Source organism: Sphingomonas sp. G-3-2-10 (assembly GCF_012927115.1).
In the GTDB taxonomy this organism is placed as follows: Bacteria; Pseudomonadota; Alphaproteobacteria; order Sphingomonadales; family Sphingomonadaceae; genus Sphingomonas.
The window spans coordinates 63,759-82,137 of sequence record NZ_JABBFY010000003.1 but is presented as its reverse complement, the minus strand read 5'-3'; the positions used below and the strand labels follow the sequence as shown (position 1 = coordinate 82,137).

18 protein-coding genes are annotated in these 18,379 nt (G+C 67.1%); 3 read left to right on the top strand and 15 right to left on the bottom strand.

The features are described from left to right. Positions 1-35: 35 nt before the first annotated feature. The 4 genes from HHL13_RS21070 to HHL13_RS21055 are packed head-to-tail and all read right to left on the bottom strand — an operon-like array spanning position 36 to position 2,648. Positions 36-923 (bottom strand): retroviral-like aspartic protease family protein, encoded by an 888-nt coding sequence (locus HHL13_RS21070; RefSeq protein ID WP_169557947.1) that lies wholly within the window; start codon positions 921-923, stop codon positions 36-38. An 8-nt stretch (positions 924-931) separates the two neighbouring features. Continuing rightward, positions 932-1,399: a nuclear transport factor 2 family protein gene (locus HHL13_RS21065; RefSeq protein WP_240953949.1), complete on the bottom strand. Its 468-nt coding sequence runs from the start codon at positions 1,397-1,399 to the stop codon at positions 932-934. A gap of 5 nt (positions 1,400-1,404) precedes the next feature. Beyond that, positions 1,405-2,298 (bottom strand): hypothetical protein, encoded by an 894-nt coding sequence (locus tag HHL13_RS21060; protein WP_169557946.1) that lies wholly within the window; start codon positions 2,296-2,298, stop codon positions 1,405-1,407. Between the two features lie 14 nt (positions 2,299-2,312). Further along, positions 2,313-2,648 carry a hypothetical protein gene (locus tag HHL13_RS21055; protein WP_169557945.1) on the bottom strand — a complete coding sequence of 112 codons (336 nt, stop codon included), beginning with the start codon at positions 2,646-2,648 and terminating at the stop codon, positions 2,313-2,315. 220 nt (positions 2,649-2,868) lie between these two features. Between HHL13_RS21055 and HHL13_RS21050 the strand changes: the two genes are divergently transcribed. Beyond that, positions 2,869-3,975 carry a histidine kinase gene (locus HHL13_RS21050; protein WP_169557944.1) on the top strand — a complete coding sequence of 369 codons (1,107 nt, stop codon included), beginning with the start codon at positions 2,869-2,871 and terminating at the stop codon, positions 3,973-3,975. Beyond that, positions 3,972-4,742 carry a LytTR family DNA-binding domain-containing protein gene (locus HHL13_RS21045; RefSeq protein WP_169557943.1) on the top strand — a complete coding sequence of 257 codons (771 nt, stop codon included), beginning with the start codon at positions 3,972-3,974 and terminating at the stop codon, positions 4,740-4,742. The genes HHL13_RS21050 and HHL13_RS21045 overlap by 4 nt, the downstream gene beginning before the upstream one ends. 75 nt (positions 4,743-4,817) lie before the next feature. Here HHL13_RS21045 and HHL13_RS21040 read toward each other — a convergent pair whose 3' ends face one another. The 4 genes from HHL13_RS21040 to HHL13_RS21025 form a co-directional block, all read right to left on the bottom strand. After that, positions 4,818-5,375 (bottom strand): hypothetical protein, encoded by a 558-nt coding sequence (locus HHL13_RS21040; RefSeq protein WP_169557942.1) that lies wholly within the window; start codon positions 5,373-5,375, stop codon positions 4,818-4,820. A 170-nt stretch (positions 5,376-5,545) separates the two neighbouring features. Beyond that, a complete protein-coding gene (locus HHL13_RS21035) occupies positions 5,546-6,385 on the bottom strand; it encodes a class III extradiol dioxygenase family protein (protein ID WP_169557941.1) in 840 nt (279 codons plus the stop codon). Next, complete coding sequence (locus HHL13_RS21030; RefSeq protein WP_169557940.1) at positions 6,385-6,651, bottom strand: hypothetical protein; 267 nt, start codon at positions 6,649-6,651, stop codon at positions 6,385-6,387. Before HHL13_RS21030 ends, HHL13_RS21035 begins: the two co-directional genes overlap by 1 nt. Positions 6,652-6,721: 70 nt before the next feature. Continuing rightward, positions 6,722-9,589, bottom strand: coding sequence for a TonB-dependent receptor (locus HHL13_RS21025; RefSeq protein ID WP_169557939.1), 2,868 nt, complete (start codon positions 9,587-9,589; stop codon positions 6,722-6,724). 292 nt (positions 9,590-9,881) lie between these two features. On the opposite strand from HHL13_RS21025, the gene HHL13_RS21020 reads away from it, so the two are divergent. After that, complete coding sequence (locus HHL13_RS21020) at positions 9,882-11,198, top strand: neutral/alkaline non-lysosomal ceramidase N-terminal domain-containing protein (protein ID WP_169557938.1); 1,317 nt, start codon at positions 9,882-9,884, stop codon at positions 11,196-11,198. Between the two features lie 5 nt (positions 11,199-11,203). On the opposite strand, the gene HHL13_RS21015 is transcribed toward HHL13_RS21020, so the two are convergent. From HHL13_RS21015 to HHL13_RS20985, 7 genes are all read right to left on the bottom strand, one after another. Then, positions 11,204-12,100, bottom strand: coding sequence for an amidohydrolase family protein (locus HHL13_RS21015; protein ID WP_169557937.1), 897 nt, complete (start codon positions 12,098-12,100; stop codon positions 11,204-11,206). A 2-nt stretch (positions 12,101-12,102) separates the two neighbouring features. Then, entirely contained in the window at positions 12,103-13,395 is a 1,293-nt protein-coding gene (locus HHL13_RS21010; RefSeq protein WP_169557936.1) for a hypothetical protein, read from the bottom strand. Positions 13,396-13,397: 2 nt separating this feature from the next. Continuing rightward, positions 13,398-14,276: a phosphate ABC transporter substrate-binding protein gene (locus HHL13_RS21005; RefSeq protein WP_169557935.1), complete on the bottom strand. Its 879-nt coding sequence runs from the start codon at positions 14,274-14,276 to the stop codon at positions 13,398-13,400. A gap of 10 nt (positions 14,277-14,286) precedes the next feature. Further along, on the bottom strand, positions 14,287-15,834 hold the full coding sequence (locus HHL13_RS21000) for an acetolactate synthase large subunit (protein ID WP_169557934.1): 1,548 nt from the start codon (positions 15,832-15,834) through the stop codon (positions 14,287-14,289). Positions 15,835-16,156: 322 nt separating this feature from the next. Next, complete coding sequence (locus HHL13_RS20995) at positions 16,157-16,486, bottom strand: hypothetical protein (protein WP_169557933.1); 330 nt, start codon at positions 16,484-16,486, stop codon at positions 16,157-16,159. Between the two features lie 39 nt (positions 16,487-16,525). Next, the gene (locus tag HHL13_RS20990) at positions 16,526-17,380 is read right to left on the bottom strand and encodes an aldolase/citrate lyase family protein (RefSeq protein WP_169557932.1); all 855 of its coding nucleotides are present in this window, start codon (positions 17,378-17,380) and stop codon (positions 16,526-16,528) included. Further along, positions 17,377-18,378 carry a protocatechuate 3,4-dioxygenase gene (locus HHL13_RS20985; protein WP_169557931.1) on the bottom strand — a complete coding sequence of 334 codons (1,002 nt, stop codon included), beginning with the start codon at positions 18,376-18,378 and terminating at the stop codon, positions 17,377-17,379. The genes HHL13_RS20990 and HHL13_RS20985 overlap by 4 nt, the downstream gene beginning before the upstream one ends. Position 18,379 lies beyond the last annotated feature (1 nt).

Genomic DNA, 18,379 nt, shown 5'->3' with positions numbered 1-18,379 from the left:
CGCGCGGGAGTCGCGCTTCGTCGCTGGAAACCGGTTCAGCCGGCATGGGGCGCGACCGGATCGGAGACGTGCAGCCGCAGTCCCGGATGATCGATCACGAAACGACGATCGGCGAACATGTCGATCCCCAGGATCACCGCAGGCTCGCCCGGCTTGAACCCGACAACGCCGAACACCGGCAGATCGGCGATCCGGACTTCGGGCGCCGCGATGCGCGCCTCGCCGATCCCCAGCATATCCAGCCGGACCTTGACGCTGGCGGTGCCGTGGCTGGTCGCGCCCCTGACGTCGCTCGCGGGGCGGAGCTGCTCGCTTTGCGGGGTGAGGCCGATCCTCGCCGCCGCAGCCCAGTTCACGATCGTCCCGCGCGCGCCCGTATCGAGGATCGCGGGCACCTCGACGCCGTTCAGCCGGACGGTCAGGCGCGGCGCGCGCTGGTCGTCGAGCGTGAACGCCACCGAATGGGGCAGCCCCCGCAGCATTTCCGGCGCCGCGCGATCGGCCATGCGCCAGCGGCGGCCGGGAATGTCCATTTCGACAGCGAAATCGGCGATCACGTCGGCGCCCAATATTCCGTCGACGCCCAGCGCATCGACCGGTCCCGGCGGGAGGAGGATCGCCGGCCGGTCGCGGAACGTGCGCCCATCGACCTGCAGGCGATCGATGCGGGCGACCTCGACCTGCGCGCTGCCCGCCGCGCCGGAAACGCCCTGCATTGTGACGGGCATCGTCGGCAATTCCGCGCGCAGTCGCGGCAGGATCACGGTCGAGCTTGCCGCGGTATCGATCACGAAGCGCTTCGGCGGCGCCCCGTCGATGCTGACCTGCGCGACGGGATGGCCCGACGGAAGCACCTCGAGCGATTGCGCACAGGCCGGCGAAGCCAGCGCGAGCGCGCAGGCGGAAACGAGAATATTGCGCATGTCTTGCCTCAATTCGAAGAAGTTTGCCGGGGCTTGGGCCACCACAGCGCATTGACGATCAGCCAGCGCGAACCGAACCGGCCGAGATGGAAGAAATCGACGAACCACGGCGTCTCGACGCGGACGACGGCGGCAGTGCCCGCGATGTCGAGCACTTTGACCGACCGGATCCAGCGATCACGCGGCGTCTTCAGCGCGCCCTGGGAGGTAAGCTCGATCAGCTCGTCGGCCGACATGCGCCGCAGCGGAAACAGCTCGCGCGCGGTCGGGCTGTCACCCACGACCGCACGCTTGGCGAGATCGGGGTGGAGCGAACGCGCCACCCGCGCCGGATCGCCTTCCAGCTGACCATCGACATAGTCGTACGCGACGGCCTCGATCGCTTTCACCGCTTCCGGATCGAGCGCAGCCTGGGCGTGCACGGCAGGCGCGGCCAGCATGGCGGCCGCTACAAGACAGGTTCGCATCATCGTCATCCCTTTCATCCAAGGCGGAAGGCAGCTTCGCGCTCGCCTTCCATTACCAGGATTCGCGCCGGGCTTGCCCCCTCGCGCTTGTCGAACACGAACTTGACCGCGATCGTGCCGCCGGGCCGAGTGGTGGGCGGCGGCGATCCGAAGAGTTCGGGCGGCCCTGGCCGCGCACGCACGGCCTGCCCGCTTTCGACGCCCAGTCCCTCGCTGTCCTCCAGCCGCACATCGACGCCCTCGGCCTGGACCAGCGGATAGGCAGTCGCATTCCGCAGCGTCACATAGACATGCCAGTAGCGCCCTTCCGCCACGACCTTGTCGATCCGCGCGTCGAACTTGCCGACCGGCTTGAACCCGTCATTGGCAGGGGTCTGGGGCGGCGCGGGAACGGGCGGCACGGGCTGCGACGGCACAGGCCTGGACGGCACAGGTTGCGGCGGCGCGGGCTCGGGTTCCGGCCCGGACGCCCCCTCATAGCCCCGCCGCCCCTCAAGTTCGCTGCCTAGCGGCCATCCATCGATCCCCGCCCCGAAGCGATCGCCGTCGCTGCGGTCGATCACGAAATTGACCCCGCGGCGCTCGGTGGAACCGCTTCGCCGCCACGTGCCGATCAATCCGCCGCCCACATTGGGGCGCAGGCCTTCGAACAGATAGGGCGCACCGCCGCCATCGGGCCACAGCGTGCCCTTGAAGACATCATTGTCGCCCGCGCCGACACGCTCGATCCGCAGCCGTCCGGCATTGGTGGTCCATTCCCCCTCGAAGATCAGGCCGACCTTCGAAGGATTGGCGAGATCGTCCGCGCTCGGAGCCCACACGGCCTGGGCCTGTGCGGGCTGGACGGCGGCGAGGGGCGACAGCGCGACTGCGGCAAGCAGGCGAAGCAATCCGGCTGGATAGGTCATGTTCCCGCTCCCCTTCAATCGACCGCGCGCCATTCGCGCTGCTCGGGTTGCCGCACACACTTGCCCGGTGCATTGCCGCCCGCGCTCTCGGCCTGATCGAGCGCCTGGCCGGCAACCTCGCCGGCCGCGCCCGCCCTGCCCCCGCCGAGGATTCCCGAACCGAGGAAATTGCCGACGCCCGCACGGTTCGACGCGCCGAGCAGACCGCGCAGGCCGGAGCCCTTCTTCTTCGGCGCAGGGGCATTCGCGGCCGCGCAATCCTGGGACGGCCGGGCATGAGCAGGCGGGAGATTCCCCACCGTATGTCCGGCAACCAGCGTTACCGTGACGATTTGCGTGATGAGGCGCATGTGACGTTCCTTTCAGCCTGTTGGCCTTGCGGCCTTGGTGGACCGTCACCCGGCTAGCGCGTTCGTCGGCCTCGCCATCGCGCGCTGCGACCGGCACCGGCGGCGCGTCGCCCTGCGCCGCGCCAATCGACGAAGGCGGACCTGGCCGCGACCGGGATGGACGCCCGCCGGCAAAGGATGGTCTATGACGCGATATCGCGATCAAGCGGACCAGGGGATCATGCGACTCAAGCCCGAACTGCGTCAGGCCGGAATACTCACGCTCGCCACCTGGACGCTGTCCGGCGTGCTCTATCTCATCCCCTATCATTTGTTCGGGGGCGAGGCCGGGCTCTATGTCGCGCTTTCGGTCCTCAACATCTGCCTGCTCGGCGCGTTACTCTCCGCCGGCGTCTATTGGGCGGTGCGCAGCGCGCGGAGCCGCAACGCGGCGGTCCGCCTCGTCACATTGGGGATGGCGGTGTTCGCCGCGTCCGCGCTGCTCGCGCTGCTCGACGCCGCGACGGCGGACCTGCTCGCGCGGCTGGTCGGAACGGACCAGACTCCCGCCCCCTTCGCGATGCGCGCGACCAACAATTTCGTGGCGCTCGTCTGGCAGTTCGCGCTGCTGGGGGCTGCCTTCACCGTGATCGAAGCGAACAACCTCGCCCGCGACCGCGAACGCGAACTTGCCCTGGCGCGCGAAACCGCCAGCCGGGCCGAAGCGGCCGCCAGCGCCGCCCGCCTCGCCGCGCTGCGCTACCAACTTAATCCGCATTTCCTGTTCAACACGCTCAACGCCATCTCGTCGCTGATCGTGACCCGCGACTATGGCCCGGCCGATGCGATGCTCGCCAAATTGTCGGAGTTCCTCCGGGCGACGCTGTCGGTCGATCAGGACGCCCTGATCCCGCTCGAGGACGAGCTTGCGACGCTCCAGCATTATCTGGAGATCGAAAGCGTCCGCTTCGGCGATCGGCTCGAAGTCGCCTTTGTCTGCGGGGCCGATCTCAACGACGCGCTGGTGCCCGGATTCATCCTCCAGCCGCTGGTCGAGAATGCGATCAAATATGCCGTCGCGCCTTCGACTCGCCCGGTGACGATCCGGGTCGAGGCACGGGCCGACGACGGCAGCCTGACCATCGTCGTCGACGATGACGGCGTCGCGGGCGAGTATCCGCCAAAACCCGGAACCGGCGTCGGCCTCGCCAATATCCGCCAGCGGCTGCAGACGCTTTACGGCGATCAGGCCTCGCTCGAAACCGCTCGGCGAGAACATGGCTTCATCGCGATCGTACGGCTGCCGCTGCGCCGCCTGGTCGCGCATATCCCGGCGCGCGTCGCATGAGCCGGCTCCGCGTCCTTCTGGTCGATGACGAACCGCTGGCGGTCCGGCGGCTGTCCGTGCTGTTCGGCGATATCGACGATATCGAGCTGGTCGGCACCGCATCGACCGGCAGCGAAGCGGAGGCGCAGATCGCCGCGCTCCGGCCCGATCTGGTGATGCTCGACATCTCCATGCCGCAGAAGAGCGGCCTCCGCGTCGCAGCCGATCTCGGCCCCGATCACCGCCCGGAGATCATCTTCGTCACCGCGTTCGAGCAATATGCGCCCGATGCGTTCGAAGTGGAGGCGGCGGACTATCTGCTGAAGCCGGTGCGGTTCGAACGGCTGCGCCAGGCGGTCGAACGCGCGCGGCGGCGGCGGACGCTGCAAGCCGCTGCGGACCGGCTGGCCACGCTGCCCGAACCTGCCGGGGACGCGCGCGACGACGCCATCTGGGTTCAGGTCGCGGGCGGTCAGGTCCGCCTGCCGTTCGACCGGATCGAATGGATCGAAGCGGCGAAGGACTATGTCCTGCTGCACACCGCGACGCGCAGCTTCATCCATCGCATCTCGATGACCGCGCTCGAAGGGCTGCTGGATCCGGAGATGCTGATGCGCGTGCATCGCTCGACCTTCGTCCGCCCGGCGCTGGTGCAGGGCGTGCAGCGGCCCGGCAAGGGCCTGATCGCGCTGGAGATGCAGGACGGCGCCGTCGTCCAGGTGGGGCCGAGCTATGTGAAGGCGGTGCTCGCCCGGCTCGGCCTGTTGCCGGACTCGCACCGGGCATGAATTGAGGCCCGGCGTCGGAACCGCCGGGCCTCTGTCATGCGCAACAGGAGGACGCCTCGCGCATGACAATTCGTTTCACTTCCGGCTGAACGCCCAGCGCACCGGGCCGCTGGCGAGGTGCAGCAACCGCCCCTGGGCGGACATGCCGTATTCCTCGCGCGACAGCGCGATCGCGCCGCTGCCCTGCTTGCCGCAGCTCGATTGCCAGCGCTCGCTGCCGCTCCGGATCGCGAAGACCATCTTCCCGCCGCCGGCGCTGACGCTCCCCTGCTTTACCTGCGTCGTGGTGCGGGTGCAGTTGTCGCCATCGGCGTGGCGCTTGACGATCGTCCATTTGAACTGGCCATCGGCCGCGATGACCAATGTCATCGACCGGGTGACGTTCATGATCGTCGGCTCGGTGACGATCGTGGTGCGGGTCATCGAGCCATAGCCGACCGACCCGCCAAGATTGGTGCCGTATCCGACGCCAACATTGGGCTGGAGCTTGAATTTGGGGGCCAGTACCAGCTCCTTGCCGCTGCTCGACTGGGTCCAGGTGCCCGCCAGGGCCGCGCCGGACTGGGCGCCTGCGGGTGCGCTCAGCCAGCCGCTGCCGATCAATGCCATTATCGAGGCGACGACGAATTTCACCGCACTGCTCCTTTCGCTAGGGCGGCGCGGGATGTCGCGCCGTCGCAGCGGAAACTGGAGCAGAGCCCGGCGCAGCGCCGCTTCGTTGCGACGATGCCCGTCCCCGGCGCGCCCTTGCGCCACCCCTGCGACGAAGCCGGATCCGCGATCGACGAATCCGGAACCCGGCGTCAGCCTTCGCCGCGCGGCTCCAGCAGCATCATCGCGCCGCCGGTATGCGAGATCGGCGCATGGTAGATGCTCGCCACCACCTGCGCCGCTTCGGGCACCGCGCCGCGCATCGCCAGCCAGGTCATCAGTTCCAGCCCCTGCGCACCCGCCACATCGACGATCTCGTCATTGGTATAGCGAGTCAGCGCCTCGGGCTCGGCGACGATCTTCTCCAGACACATCCGGTCGAACGGCTCGTTGATCTTCCCGAACTCGCCCAGTTCGTGCGACAGGCCGCCGCTGCCGACGAACAGCACATTGATGTCCTCGGGGAACGACGCCACCGCACGCCCGATCGCCTGCCCCAGCTTATAGCAGCGTTTCGGCGTCGGCAGCGGCGGCAACACCGCGTTGAGCACGATCGGGATCGTCTTCACCGGCACGTCATGCCCCGGCCACAACAGGTCGAGCGCAGTGATCCCGGCATGGTCGAAGCGCATCTGCTGGCACGTGCTGACGTCGAACTCGTCCTCCATCAGCGAATTGACGATGTGCCACGACAGGTCCGGCGCACCCGGAAACACGCGCGGCGCGGGTTCGCCCCAGCCTTCGTCGGCATTGCGATAGTCGTGCGCCGTGCCGATCGCGAAGGTCGGCATATTGTCGAGGAAGAAGTTCAGCCCGTGATCGTTGTAGAACACGATCGCCACGTCCGGCTTCTTCTCGCCCAGCCAGTCATGGACCGGCCCGAAACTGTCGAAAAAGGGCTTGAACGACACTTCGCCCTGCTTGCCCGCGGCGATCGTCCGCCCGATCATCGGCACGTGCGAAGTGCCCAGCCCGCCAATTACCCGAGCCATCAGTTCGCTCCCGCGGGCTTGGGCACCCGGTCCAGCTTGGCGAGGAAATACATGTTGCCGCCCGCGGCATAGAGGCGCGGCTTGCTGCGGCTCAGCACGGCGTCGCGTTCCTCGTCGTTCAGCCCGTATCGCGCGCAATAGCCCGCTTCGTCGGCGGTGAACGCCGCGCGGTTCGCGGCTTCGTTGAGCGAATGGCACATCCTGTTCAGCGCATAGCCTCTCAGCGCGAAGGCCAGCCTGAACTTGCCCGGTTGCGGTCGATCCATCCAACTCACCTCTCTACGCACTGGAAACGGCGCTCCGGACCCCGCGATCCGAAGCGCCTCTCCCATCAACTCAGAATTTCAGCCGCACGCCGGCCGAATAGTAACGTCCGCGAGGATCGTCGCCGACCGCGTAGCCGTCGCGCAGGCCCGCCCGCGTGCCGTTGCCGTAAAAGGCGCCGACCGGCGGCTCGGCATCGAACACGTTCTGGAGGTTGAAGAACACCTGCGCATCGCCGAACGCGGGCTTGATGTCGTAGGTGAAGTTCAGGCTGGTCGTCGCATAGGATCCGATGCGGTTGCTCACCCACACCAGATTGTCCTCGCCGCTCAGCTTCATCGGATTGCGCCAGCGCTGCAGGATATCCACCGTGAAGCGTTCGACCGGGCTGAACCGGGCAAAGGCGACCACACGATAGGTCGGCGTCGCGCTGAAGCCCACCGGACCGAACGCCGCACCACCCTGATCGCGCGACGGCACGTTGGGCTGGCGGAAATAGAGGTGCGGCTGATACGCGCCCAGCACGCGCAGGCTCAGCGGACGGCCGAACAGCTCGCCGCTATAGTTGATCTCCAGATCCGCACCCCAGGTCTTGATCTCAGAGATGTTGAACAGGCCGTTATACACCGCGGTCCACGCATTGGCGGCCGAGGTATCGGTGAAGCCGTTGGGACGAGTCTGCAGCGCGCAATAGGGCGAGGTGCCGCCGCTGGAATAGCAGGCGTTCTGGAACCCGGTCTCGCCGCCATTCACCGCCAGGATCGCGTCGGTCACCTGGATCTGATAGCCGTCCAGCGCGATGCTCAGGCCCGAGGTCGGCTTCCACACGATGCCGCCGGTGATCGTCTTGCCGATCTCGGCCTTCAGGTTCGGATTGCCGCCGTTGATCGACGGGATCGAGGGGCTGAGGCCGGTCAGCAGATCGGTGCCGTTGACCTGCACGATGAAGCGTTCGGCATAGAGATCGTACAGGGTTGGCGCCCGGATATCGCGCGACCAGGTGCCGCGCATCCGCAGCGTGTCGGTGATGTGCCAGTCGGCGCCGACCTTCCACGTCCAGTAATCGCCGCTGGTATTGTAGCGGGTGAAGCGCGCCGCGCCGCTGACGTTCAGCGACTTGCCGATCGCCGAATCCTTCAGGATCGGCACATCGACTTCGCCCGCGACTTCCCACACCGTCTGGCTGACTAGCGGGTTGGCCGGCAGCGTCAGGAAATAGGCGGTCGTGCCCGCGGTGCAGTTGTACCGCAGGCCCGCGCAGTTCACGAGATTCTCCGAGGTCGCGTCGGAGCGCGCGCTGAACGAAACCTTCCGCCACTCCGCCGAAATCGCGACGTTGAGCGGCCCCGCCCAGGTATCGAACGGCGAACCCGCGATATTGGCCGAGATGTCGTCCATCACCGTGACGGCGCGATAATTGGTCGTGCCGAAGATATAGTCGAGCGCCGCCTGGCTCTCCGACGTCGGGCCGAACGGGTTGAGCGGCACGCAATTGCCATAGACGGCCGGGTTCACGGTCGCTGCGTGGCAAACGATCTGCCCGCCGACGCTGACCGCATCGAGCGCCGCCGCCAGCCGCTGGTTGTTGAGGTTGTTCTCGACCTGCGTCGTCAGCGTCGAGCGGCCATGAACATAGTCCACGCCCCATTTGAAGCCCGCACCCAGATCGCCGGCGAGGCCCGCATTGATCATCCACTGTTCGGAATCGGAGATCGAATGCTGGCGCGGCGATTCGCTCATCGTCTTGCGCAGGCGGAAGGTGGTCTGGCCCGCATTGAGCAGAGTGGTCTGATAGGCCGGTGCCAGGAACGGATTGGTACTGGTCAGCTGGACGTTGTTCAGGCGGACATATTCCGCATAATTCTCGTTCTTCTTGAACGTGCCCGAAAACTGGACATAGCCGCGCACCGCCGGGCTGAAATCATAGTCCAGCCGGGTGAACAGCTGATGCGATTCCAGCGGCTGGAGCAGCGAGGAATCCCAGTCGCCGCCATCGCCGCCCACCTGCAACGCGGCGGTGCCGGTCGCGGTGCCGTTGACGAACGGGCTGAGCACGCCGTTGGTGTGGAACACCTGATTGGCCAGCGCCCCCGCGGTGATCATGCCGCCTTCGGGATAATCCTTCTGACGCAGGTTGGTGTAGAGCTGGTACGGGTTGGCCGCGGTGCCCGCGCCGGCCACGCCGACCAGGTTCATCCACGGCCGGTCCGAGCGGCGCAGGATGCCGCGGCCGTCATGGTACTGATAGCTGGCCTCGAAATGGGCATTCTCGCCGATCTTCGTGCCGTAAGCGATCCCCGCGTCGAACTGCTCGGCATCGCCATATTCGGATATGCCGGCGCTGGCTTCGACCTTCACGCCGTTGAAATTGCGATCGAGCACATAATTGACCACGCCCGAAACCGCGTCCGAACCATAGACCGCCGATGCGCCGCCGGTGACCACGTCGACCCGCTGCACCAGCATCTGCGGGATCAGGTCGACGTCGACCGCGCCGTTGAACAGCGTCGGCGGGATGCGCACGCCGTCCATCAGCACCAGCGTGCGGGTGATGCCCATGTTGCGCAGGTTGAGCTGGTTGGCGGAGCCATTGCCGCCCGACGCCGATCCGCCGGTGCTGGGATTGCTGCCCGCGCCGCGCGATCCGGCGAACACCGGCAGCACGTTCAGCGCGTCGTTCAGGTTCGCGCCGGGCTGCACCGCCAGCAGGTCGTTGGTCGTCACCACGGTAACCGGCGAGGGGCTGTTATTGCCGTTCTTGATGACGCGCGAACCGGTGACGACCAGCGTGGTCTCGCCGCTCGCATCGCCCGGATCGCTCTGGTCGGCCTGTTCGGTTTCCGGATCCTGCGCGGGGGCATCCTGCGCATTCGCGATCGGCGCGAGCGCAAGCACGCTGCCGCCGGCAAGCAGGATGGCCGTGGTCTTGATGGATTTCATTATATCCTCCCCGTGAGAATTGACCGCCCGATCCCCGGCCGGTTCACACGCCCCGAGCGCGCCCGTCGCCGGCTGCCCGCCGGTCTGAAAGCGCGTCGATCTCAGGACAGCCTCAGGACTGCCCGCCAAAGCCGCATCGGGAAAATTGGTTTCGCGTCCGCTCCGATAACTTCGGCCCCGCCCTTCGCGGCCGAAATTATCGGCGGCGACGGACTTCCGATCCCGGCCGCGACCGGCCGCCGCCTAGACCGTTCCCGAACGCGCGCCGCAGCGCCGCACCGGGAGAGAGACGATGAAGAAGGCCGCCAGCCTGTTGCTCATGCTGGGCGCAACCGCCCTCACCTCTGCCTCGCCGCTGCCCGCACCGGCCGAACTGATGGCCGGCGCCGCGCGCGTGAAGATCACGCCTTCCCCGGCCGAGCTGGTCGATCCGTTCAAGACCATCGCCGACGACATCCATGTCCGCGCCGTGGTAATCGACAGCGGCGGGAAGCGCGCGGTGGTGATCGTCGCCGACGTGCCGACGATCAGCGCGAAGGTCTCGGCCGACATCGTCGGCAGGATCTCGGCACAGGCGCATGTCCCTGCCGCGAACATCGTGCTGGGCACCAGTCACACCCACAATGCGATGCGCGTCGCGACCGAGCCGGGCATCCTGATCCCCGCCTCGCCCAAATTCGTCGAACGCGTCACCGCCGCCACGCTCGAGGCGGTGCGGCAGGCCGAAGCCCGCCTCCAGCCCGCCCGCGCCGGGGTCGGCCGGGGCAAGGCCTATCTGATCGCCAACCGCAACCAATGGTCGCCCGCACATGGCCGCTACATCACCGGGGTCGATCGCACCGGCAACGAGCCGATCGACCACAGCCTGGGCGTGATGAAGTTCGAGACGCTCGACGGCAAACCCATCGCCTTCCTGCTCAACTATGCGATCGAGCCGGTGGTCGCGATGGCGATCCCGTCGGAGATCAGCGGCGACGTGCCCGGCGCGGTCTCGCGGATGATCGAGGATCGCGCGGGCGGCGACGCGGTGGCGCTGTTCACCATCGGCGCGGCGGGCGCCCCGCTCTACGAAAGCGAACACAGCCCGATCGAACGCCGCCGTGCCCACACCCTGTCGCTGATCGACGGATATGCCACCATCCTCGCCGAGGAAGGCCTTGCCGTCGCGCGGGACCTGGCGACCTCGCCCGATGCGGTCACGATCGGCGGAGAATCCCGCCAGCTCGTCTGCCCCGGCAAGATCACCACGCCGCTCAACCTGCCCAATCGCTGCGCCTACACGCCGGGCTCGAAGCTCCCGGTCTGCGAGTTCAGCGACAAGGATACCGATCCGGTCACGCTCAACCACGGCGTGGTCCGCATCGGCGATGTCGCGATCGTCCAGACCGACGCCAACGTCACCCCCGCGCTCGGCGCAAAGCTTCAGCGCGCCACGCCGATCGCCAACACCTGGATCGTCGCGCTCACCTATGGCCCGATGAAATATGTCATGGACGACGCCGCCTATCCGCTGAACACCTATGAGGCGACCGCCAGCATCGCCAGGCGCGGCTGCGCGGAAAAGGGCTATCTGACCGGCACCAGCAAGATGATGTCGCGGCTCTGGTAGCGCGCTCAGCGCTTCGGGAAAGCGCACCCGGCCAGCAGGGCCTCGATATTCCCGTGCGCCAGCGCGTGCTGGAGCTTGCGCGGCAGCGGCGCGAACGCCTGCCGCGCCACCGCGATCAGCCGGTCGATATAGGCCGGCCGCTCGGTGCCGGTGATGTCCATCCCGAACATGAACCGGTCGGGGAAGCGCTCGATCAGCACGCGCCATTCGGGCAGCAGCGATCCGTCCGCCGCGAGGATCGACGTCTCGCGCGGCTGGACGAAGCCCGCCGCCGGATCGAGCCGGATCGACAGATCGGCATAGAGGTTCGGGTTCGCCGCCATCAGCCGCCCGAGCACCTCCGGCCCCGCCGACCAGCCGGCATGGGCAAGGATCAGCTTCATGCGCGGATGCCCGCGCGACACCCGGTCCACCGCGGCTTCCACCGCCGGCGTGTCGATCGTGACATGGATGTTGAGCGGCAGTCCGCGCGCATCGGCCAGCGCATAGATCGGCAGCCGGTCCAGATTGAGCAGCGCCAGATCGTCGCTGGGCTCGGTCGCCGGCACCACCCGCGTCGGCACTTCGCCGAAGCCGCACACTGCACCCTCGGCCTGCGCCGCGCCCATCGCGGCCGCCGCGCCGGGCGACAGGCGGATGCCCGCCATCTCGGGCAGGCGTGCGATGCTGATGAAGGGGATCACGAAATCGCCATGCCGCTTGCCGATGTCGCGCATCGCCGCCGGATCGGGGTTCATGATCACCACCGCCTTCAGCCCCGAAGCCCGGAACCGCGCGACTTCCTCGTCGGGGTTCAGGTCCGGCACCAGATGCGAGTGCGCATCGATATACGGAATCTCGCGCGCCCCCGCGCACCCCACCAGCGCAAGCGCAGCGAGGCAGACCGAACCCGTCACCTTCATGCTCAGAACCTTCCCGGCTTCGCCAGCCAGCCCGCGACATGGTCGAAGGTCCGCTTCACCGTGTCGCCATATTCGGGCTTGCACGGGCCGAAGACATGCGTCGCCCCCTCGACCGCCGCATAGCTTTTGTCGCGCGATCCCAGCCGGTCGAAGACGATCTCGCCGGGCACCAGCAGATAGTGGCAGCTCATCGTCAGCACGAGCGACGGCACGCTGATCCCCGGCGCATTGCCCGGCGCGGAGGAAAAGGCCGAAGCCCAGTCGACTCCGGTGATATCGTCCGCGCCGATCGCGAAGTCCTTCGTCCGGATCGCCGCCGTCGCCAGGAAGATGCGGACGCTGCTGTTGTTGCCCATCAGTTCCATCGTGCGCAGCCCGTCGCGCGTCGCCTTGCCGCCCGGCCCGCGCACCGACGCGATCACGCCTTCGCGCTCGCTCCCATCGGCGCGCAGCAGCAGATGCGGCGCGCGAGTATGCGAGAGCATATCGGTGTCCGGCTGATACAGCCGCGCCCCCGCCGCATGATGCCCGATCCCCCGGATCACGAACGGCTCGTCGTCGGCGAACAGGCCCTGCCCCGCCTCGATCGCCGCCAGCCGCTCGCGCGCCTGCGCGATCAGCGCGTCGCTCCGCCGCGCCTGCCCCGCCGCGAACCGGCGGCGGAACTCGGCCGGATAGCTCGCGCGTCCGCTCGCAGGATCGTAGCCGTTGCCGGGCGCGAACATGTCGAGCGCCGCATCGCGCGTCTCGCCGCCCGCCGCCGGATCGATCGAGCTCATCTGGTGGAATGCGCCCAGCGTCGGATCGAGCAGCACCACGCCATCGGCGGGCGCAAGATCCTTCAGCAGATCGGCGCGGCACGGATAGATCTTCTCCGCCCCGCTGCACGCCCCCGGCCCATGCTCGGCGACATTCTGGTAGAACGCCACCAGCGGCCCGCCCCCGCTATGCCCGACCAGCACGACCCGCTCGATCCCCGGCAGCGCGCGCATATGCCGGATCGCCTGCGAGATCGCTCCGGCAAATGCATCGAGCCGCTCGTCCTCGTCATGATGGTTGACCATCATGATCGCATAGCCCCGCCGCGCCATCTCGCGGCCCACCGCCGTGTCGAACGTGTTCCCGCTCGGATGCGCATAGACCAGAGCGATCCGCGACGCCGCGCCCGCAGGCCGGTAGATCAGCCCCTCGTCATGCCCGCCGAACGAGACATAGTCGGTGCGAACCTCCGGCGCGGTCTGCGCCACGGCCGGCACCGCGACGACCGCCAGCAACAGGGCAGCGAGCCGCTTCACCCTCAGGCGCCCAGCGCCGCGGTCACATCGTCGAACAGCTCGTCCACTTCGACCTTCCTCGGGATGATCTTCTGCTCATACGCCCAGTCGATCGCGAGCTGGATTCCCTTGCGGTTCGCTTCCAGCCCGATCGGCGGATAGACGGCCGGCACGCCGCCTTCGGTCAGCTCCCGGCTCTCGACCAGCATCCGGAAGATCTCGCGCACCACCTCCGGCTGCTCGCGCGACAGGCGCTCATGCACCACGAACATGTGATTGATGCACACCACGCCTTCGCGCGCATACCAGTCCTTCGCCGCCTCGAACGGTTCGGGCACCAGATATTGCACGCGCGGATCCTTGGGCAGATCGACGCCCTGCAGCGTCGCGGCCAGCTCGCCGTCGAGCATCATCTGGCCGATGTCCGAACCCTTGGGCAGCTGCTCGACATTGGCCGGATCGGTGTACTCGAGCAGATGCCCCTCGCCGACCTTGCACCAGGTCACCTTGTCCAGATCGACGCCATATTCGTGCTGCAGAATACCGCGGATCCACAGCCCGGTGGTCTGCGCATAGCTGCGCACGCCGACGCGCTTGCCCTCGATATCCTTGGGATCGAGATGCCCGAACTCGCGGTTGAACCCCGCGCAATGATGCTGGAACCGCCCATTGACCGGGATCGGCAGCGCGACCCACGGCTTGCCATAGATCTTCGCCTGAAGCAGCGTGACGATCGCCAGTTCGCCGCAGTCGAACGCCCCTTCGCGGATCATCGCCTTGAAGCCGTTATGGGCCTGGGGCGGCCCGCAGAAATCGAGCGTGACCAGATCGGACGTGACTCGCCCGTCCTTCATCGCCTTCGTCACCGGATAATCGGCCAGATTGGTCTTGAGTACCGTCACGGCTTGCCCCTCAGTAAAGCTTCACTTCGATCAGCACCGGGCCGTCGGCATCGACCGAACGGACCATCGCGGCGTGGAAATCCTCGGCGGTCGAGACGCTGACGCCCGGCACGCCCATGCTCTTCGCCATCGCGACCCAGTCGATCGTCGGGCGGTCGATATCGATCATCGCCAGCGCCTGCGGCCCGGGCGTGCCCGCGCCCATATTGGCGTATTCGGCCTTCAGGATGGCGTAGCTGTTGTTGGCGAAGATGATCGTCGTGACGGGCAGCCCTTCGCGCGCCTGCGTCCACAGCGACTGGATCGTGTACATCGCGCTGCCGTCGCCAACCATGCAGAAGGTCCGCCGGTCGGGGCAGGCCAGCGCCGCACCGGTGGCGACCGGGGTGCCGTATCCGATCGATCCGCCCATATTGTTGATCAGGTCGTGCGGCCGCGCACCCATCGTCAGACCCATCGACTCCCGGCCGGTGGTCAGCGATTCATCGACGAACACGCAATGCTCGGGCAAAGCCGCCGCCAGTGCATGGGCGATGCTGGTAGGGTTCAGCGCGCCGCTCGGCGGGGGCGTTTCGATCCGCTCCTGCAATCGCGGCGCGACGCCGCCAATGCCCAGCGCGTCGATCAGCATCTCGAATGCCGCTTCGCTGTCCTCGTCCGCTTCGGACAAATTGTGGACCACCGTTCCCGGCGCTTTCAGCAGGCTCGGCTTGTCCGGGTAGCTGAAGAACGCCACCGGCTCGCGCGTCTCGACCGTGATCAGGTGTTTGAAGCCCTGGAGGAAGGCCATGCCCTGCGGCACCGCATAGGGAATCCGCTCCAGCGGCACGCGCCCCGCGCCCCGCTCGATCCGCGCGGTGAAGAACTGGCTGCCGAGGCGGCACCCGGTGCCCGCCGCGACCTTGCCCGCCAGCTCGAGCGCCCGGCCGCGCGTGGACTTGTTGGCAAGGATGATCAGCGCCGGCTCGCCCGAACGCAGCACTTCGGCGATCTTGTCGATCCGCGCCGCGTCGGGCGCCTTGCGGGCGGAGGGGGCCGGCGCAGGCAGCACCCGCTCGCCGGCATCCTGCCACGCGGTGTCGCCCGGCAGGATCAGCGTCGCGATCTGGCCGGGATGCTCGCTTGCCTTGGCTACCGCCGTGGCTGCATCCCACGCGATCGACTGCGCCGATTCCGCGCGCCGCACCCAATGGCTCAGCGGCCGCGCCAGCCCCTCTATGTCCGAGGTCAGCGGCGGATCATATTTGAGATGGCTCGCCGAATGCTCGCCGACGATGTTGACCATGCCCACGCTGGCGCGCTTGGCGTTGTGGATATTGGCGAGCCCGTTGGCGAGGCCGGGGCCAAGGTGCAGCAGGGTCGAGGCGGGCTTGTCCGCCATCCGGTAATATCCGTCGGCCGCGCCGGTGCAGACGCCTTCGAACAGGCACAGCACGCTCTTCATCCGCGGGTTTTCCAGCGCGGCGAGGAAGTGCATCTCCGACGTGCCGGGATTGGCGAAGCAAATGTCGACGCCCCGGTCGGCCAGCGTGTTCACCAGTGCTTGGGCGCCGTTCATTGAAATCCCTCTCCGTTGAGAGAGGGTCACACCATGCCGGAAGGGCCGCCGCCAATTGGATTGGAAAGCCGGGCGATAAGTTCGCCACTTTCTTGGCCCCTCCCCTTTAGGGGAGGAGCCAACGGCCCATTGCAATGTTGGATTTCAACCGCTCAACTCGCCGCGCCGAGGCATCCCGGCCGCTCTTTCAACCGTCCGAAACCCGCATTTCGCCCGAGACCGGCTTTTCCCGATATTGGTGTCAACCGTGTCAACCACCCGTTCCGCCAGCAGAGGCGCGCGAGCGTATATTCTGCGCCGGCTTCGGGCGACCGCCCCTCGATCAGCGCTGCTTCTTCGCCGTGGTCGCGGTAAAATCGGGGTCCTTCTTCGCCACCCAGTCGACGAACTTGCGCACATTGGGATGGGCCAGCAGCATCTCCACATCCATCCCGTGGCGCTGGAGTTCGGAGTTCGTGAAATTGGCCATCAGCGTCTGCTGGCAAATCGGGTGCATCGGCACGACGTCGCGCCCGCCCCGGCTCTTGGGCACGGGATGGTGCCAGACGATGGTCTCGCCCGTCGGCCGGCCGCACAGCCAGCACGGAACCGGCGGCGGAGCCTCCTCCTCGCGGGGCAAATGGTCATAGGGATCGCGGTGCTTGCGGGCCATGCGCCCCTCTATCGCGGCGGGCGCGCGCTGTCGCCCCCCTCAATACCCCGCCAGTTCGCGCCCCTTGCCCACCACGCCATAGCTGCGGCTCGGCGCGGACATCAGGAATTTATACCCCTCGCCGATCAGCCGCTCGACATTGCCGGCATTGGTGTGCGGATTGCCCACCGCCACCTTGTGCTTGTGGCAGATCTCGACGATCCGGTTCATCGCGCCCACCACCTCGGGATGGTCATACTGGCGCGGATAGCCCAGCGCCTGGCTGAGATCGCCTTCGCCGATCAGCACCAGCCCGATGCCCGGCACGTTGGCGAGGATGTCGTCCAGATTCCCGATCGCTTCGGGGCTCTCGCACATCATCCCGACCAGCAACTCGCCATGCGGCGCCAGCGGCCACACATCGGCCCGGGCATAATAATCCTGCATCGACAGGCCCCAATACCGCGCCGCCGTCGCCGGCCCGTCGCCGCGAACGCCCTTGGGCTCATACAGCGCCGCGCCCTTCGGCTTCGCATAGCGGCACGAAGCGACCATGTTGTACGCCTGCTCGACGGTCGAGACATGCGGGGTGATCACGCCATAGACGCCGCGATCCAGCACCTGCTTGGCCTGAAACTGATTCATTTCGCCGCCATTGGCGGGGATGCGCGCGATCGGCGTCACCGCCGGGGCGACCGAACCCGAGGCCGCGATCGCCTTGCGGTTGAGCATATATTGCAGCGCGTCCCCCAGCGCCGCGACGTCGTACGGGTTATGCTCCATCTCGAACACGATCCCGTCATAGGGCGCGTCGGTCATTTCCTGCGCGGTCAGCTTGTCGACCTTGGAGAAGCAGGTGAAAGCCGGCTTGCCGCTTTCCAGCGCGCGGATGATGCCGTTCAGTCGTTCGGTCATTGATTTGCTGCGTCCCAATACATGAAGCCCATGCCTTCCCCGGTCCCCGCGGGCGTCCGCCAGCACGGGATGTAATCGACCAGGGTCATCTCCGCGCCGGTCTGTTGCAGCGCCATCATCACGATCGAGTAGATTTTGATCTCGGACGTGCCCGACTGGTAATAGCCGTCCGGCACCGCGGCGAGGCCCTCATAGTCATAGGCCGCCAGCTTGCCGATAATATCGCGGTCGAACTCCTCGTCATTGACGAAGTGCGAGAGACCCCCGGAAGCGATCACCGCCACGCGCACATCCTGCGGCCACGCCTCGATCGCTTCGCGCAGCACCCGCCCGAACTCGATGCAGCGCGCCATCGAAGGCTGGGTCGGCGGATAGAACAGGTTGAACAGCACCGGCACATGCGGCGGCGGATTGTCGCCCATGATCTGGTGATAGACGAAGCTGTAGGCGTGCGGGACCACCGGATAGTCCGGCTTCATCCCCTGCCTTTGCTCCATCCACACATTTTCGGGCCATGCCTGCAGGTCGTTCAGGTCGAAGCCTTCGCTCTGGAACGCCTTGATCAGATAGGTCGCGAACTCGGGATAGGCCTTGTGCACCACATGATGGTCCGGCGCATAGACCGGCCGCTGCGGCGGACCGTTATGCACGTCCTCGCCGGTATAGATGGTGATCGACGGCGACTGGTCGGGCCAGATCTCCTTCTGGTCCTTGCCCAGGATGATCGCGACATCGACGTTCGCACGCTGGTACGCCGCCGCCATCTCGTCCAGCGCCGCGCGGCACTTGGTCGCGCGCGTGGTCCGCTCCTCCAGCGTCAGGAACGGCTCGAACGCCGCGCCGCGCTCGGCTTCCAGCTCGGCATAGGTCCAGGTCCGGTTGCGGTACCACAGCTCGGGGTTCTTGCGGTCGCGTTCCCCGTTGGTCAGCCAGTCCTCGGGCTTCTGCCCCAGCATCCCGCTGTGCGGCACGGCCATGCCGAATACGATCTTCGCCATT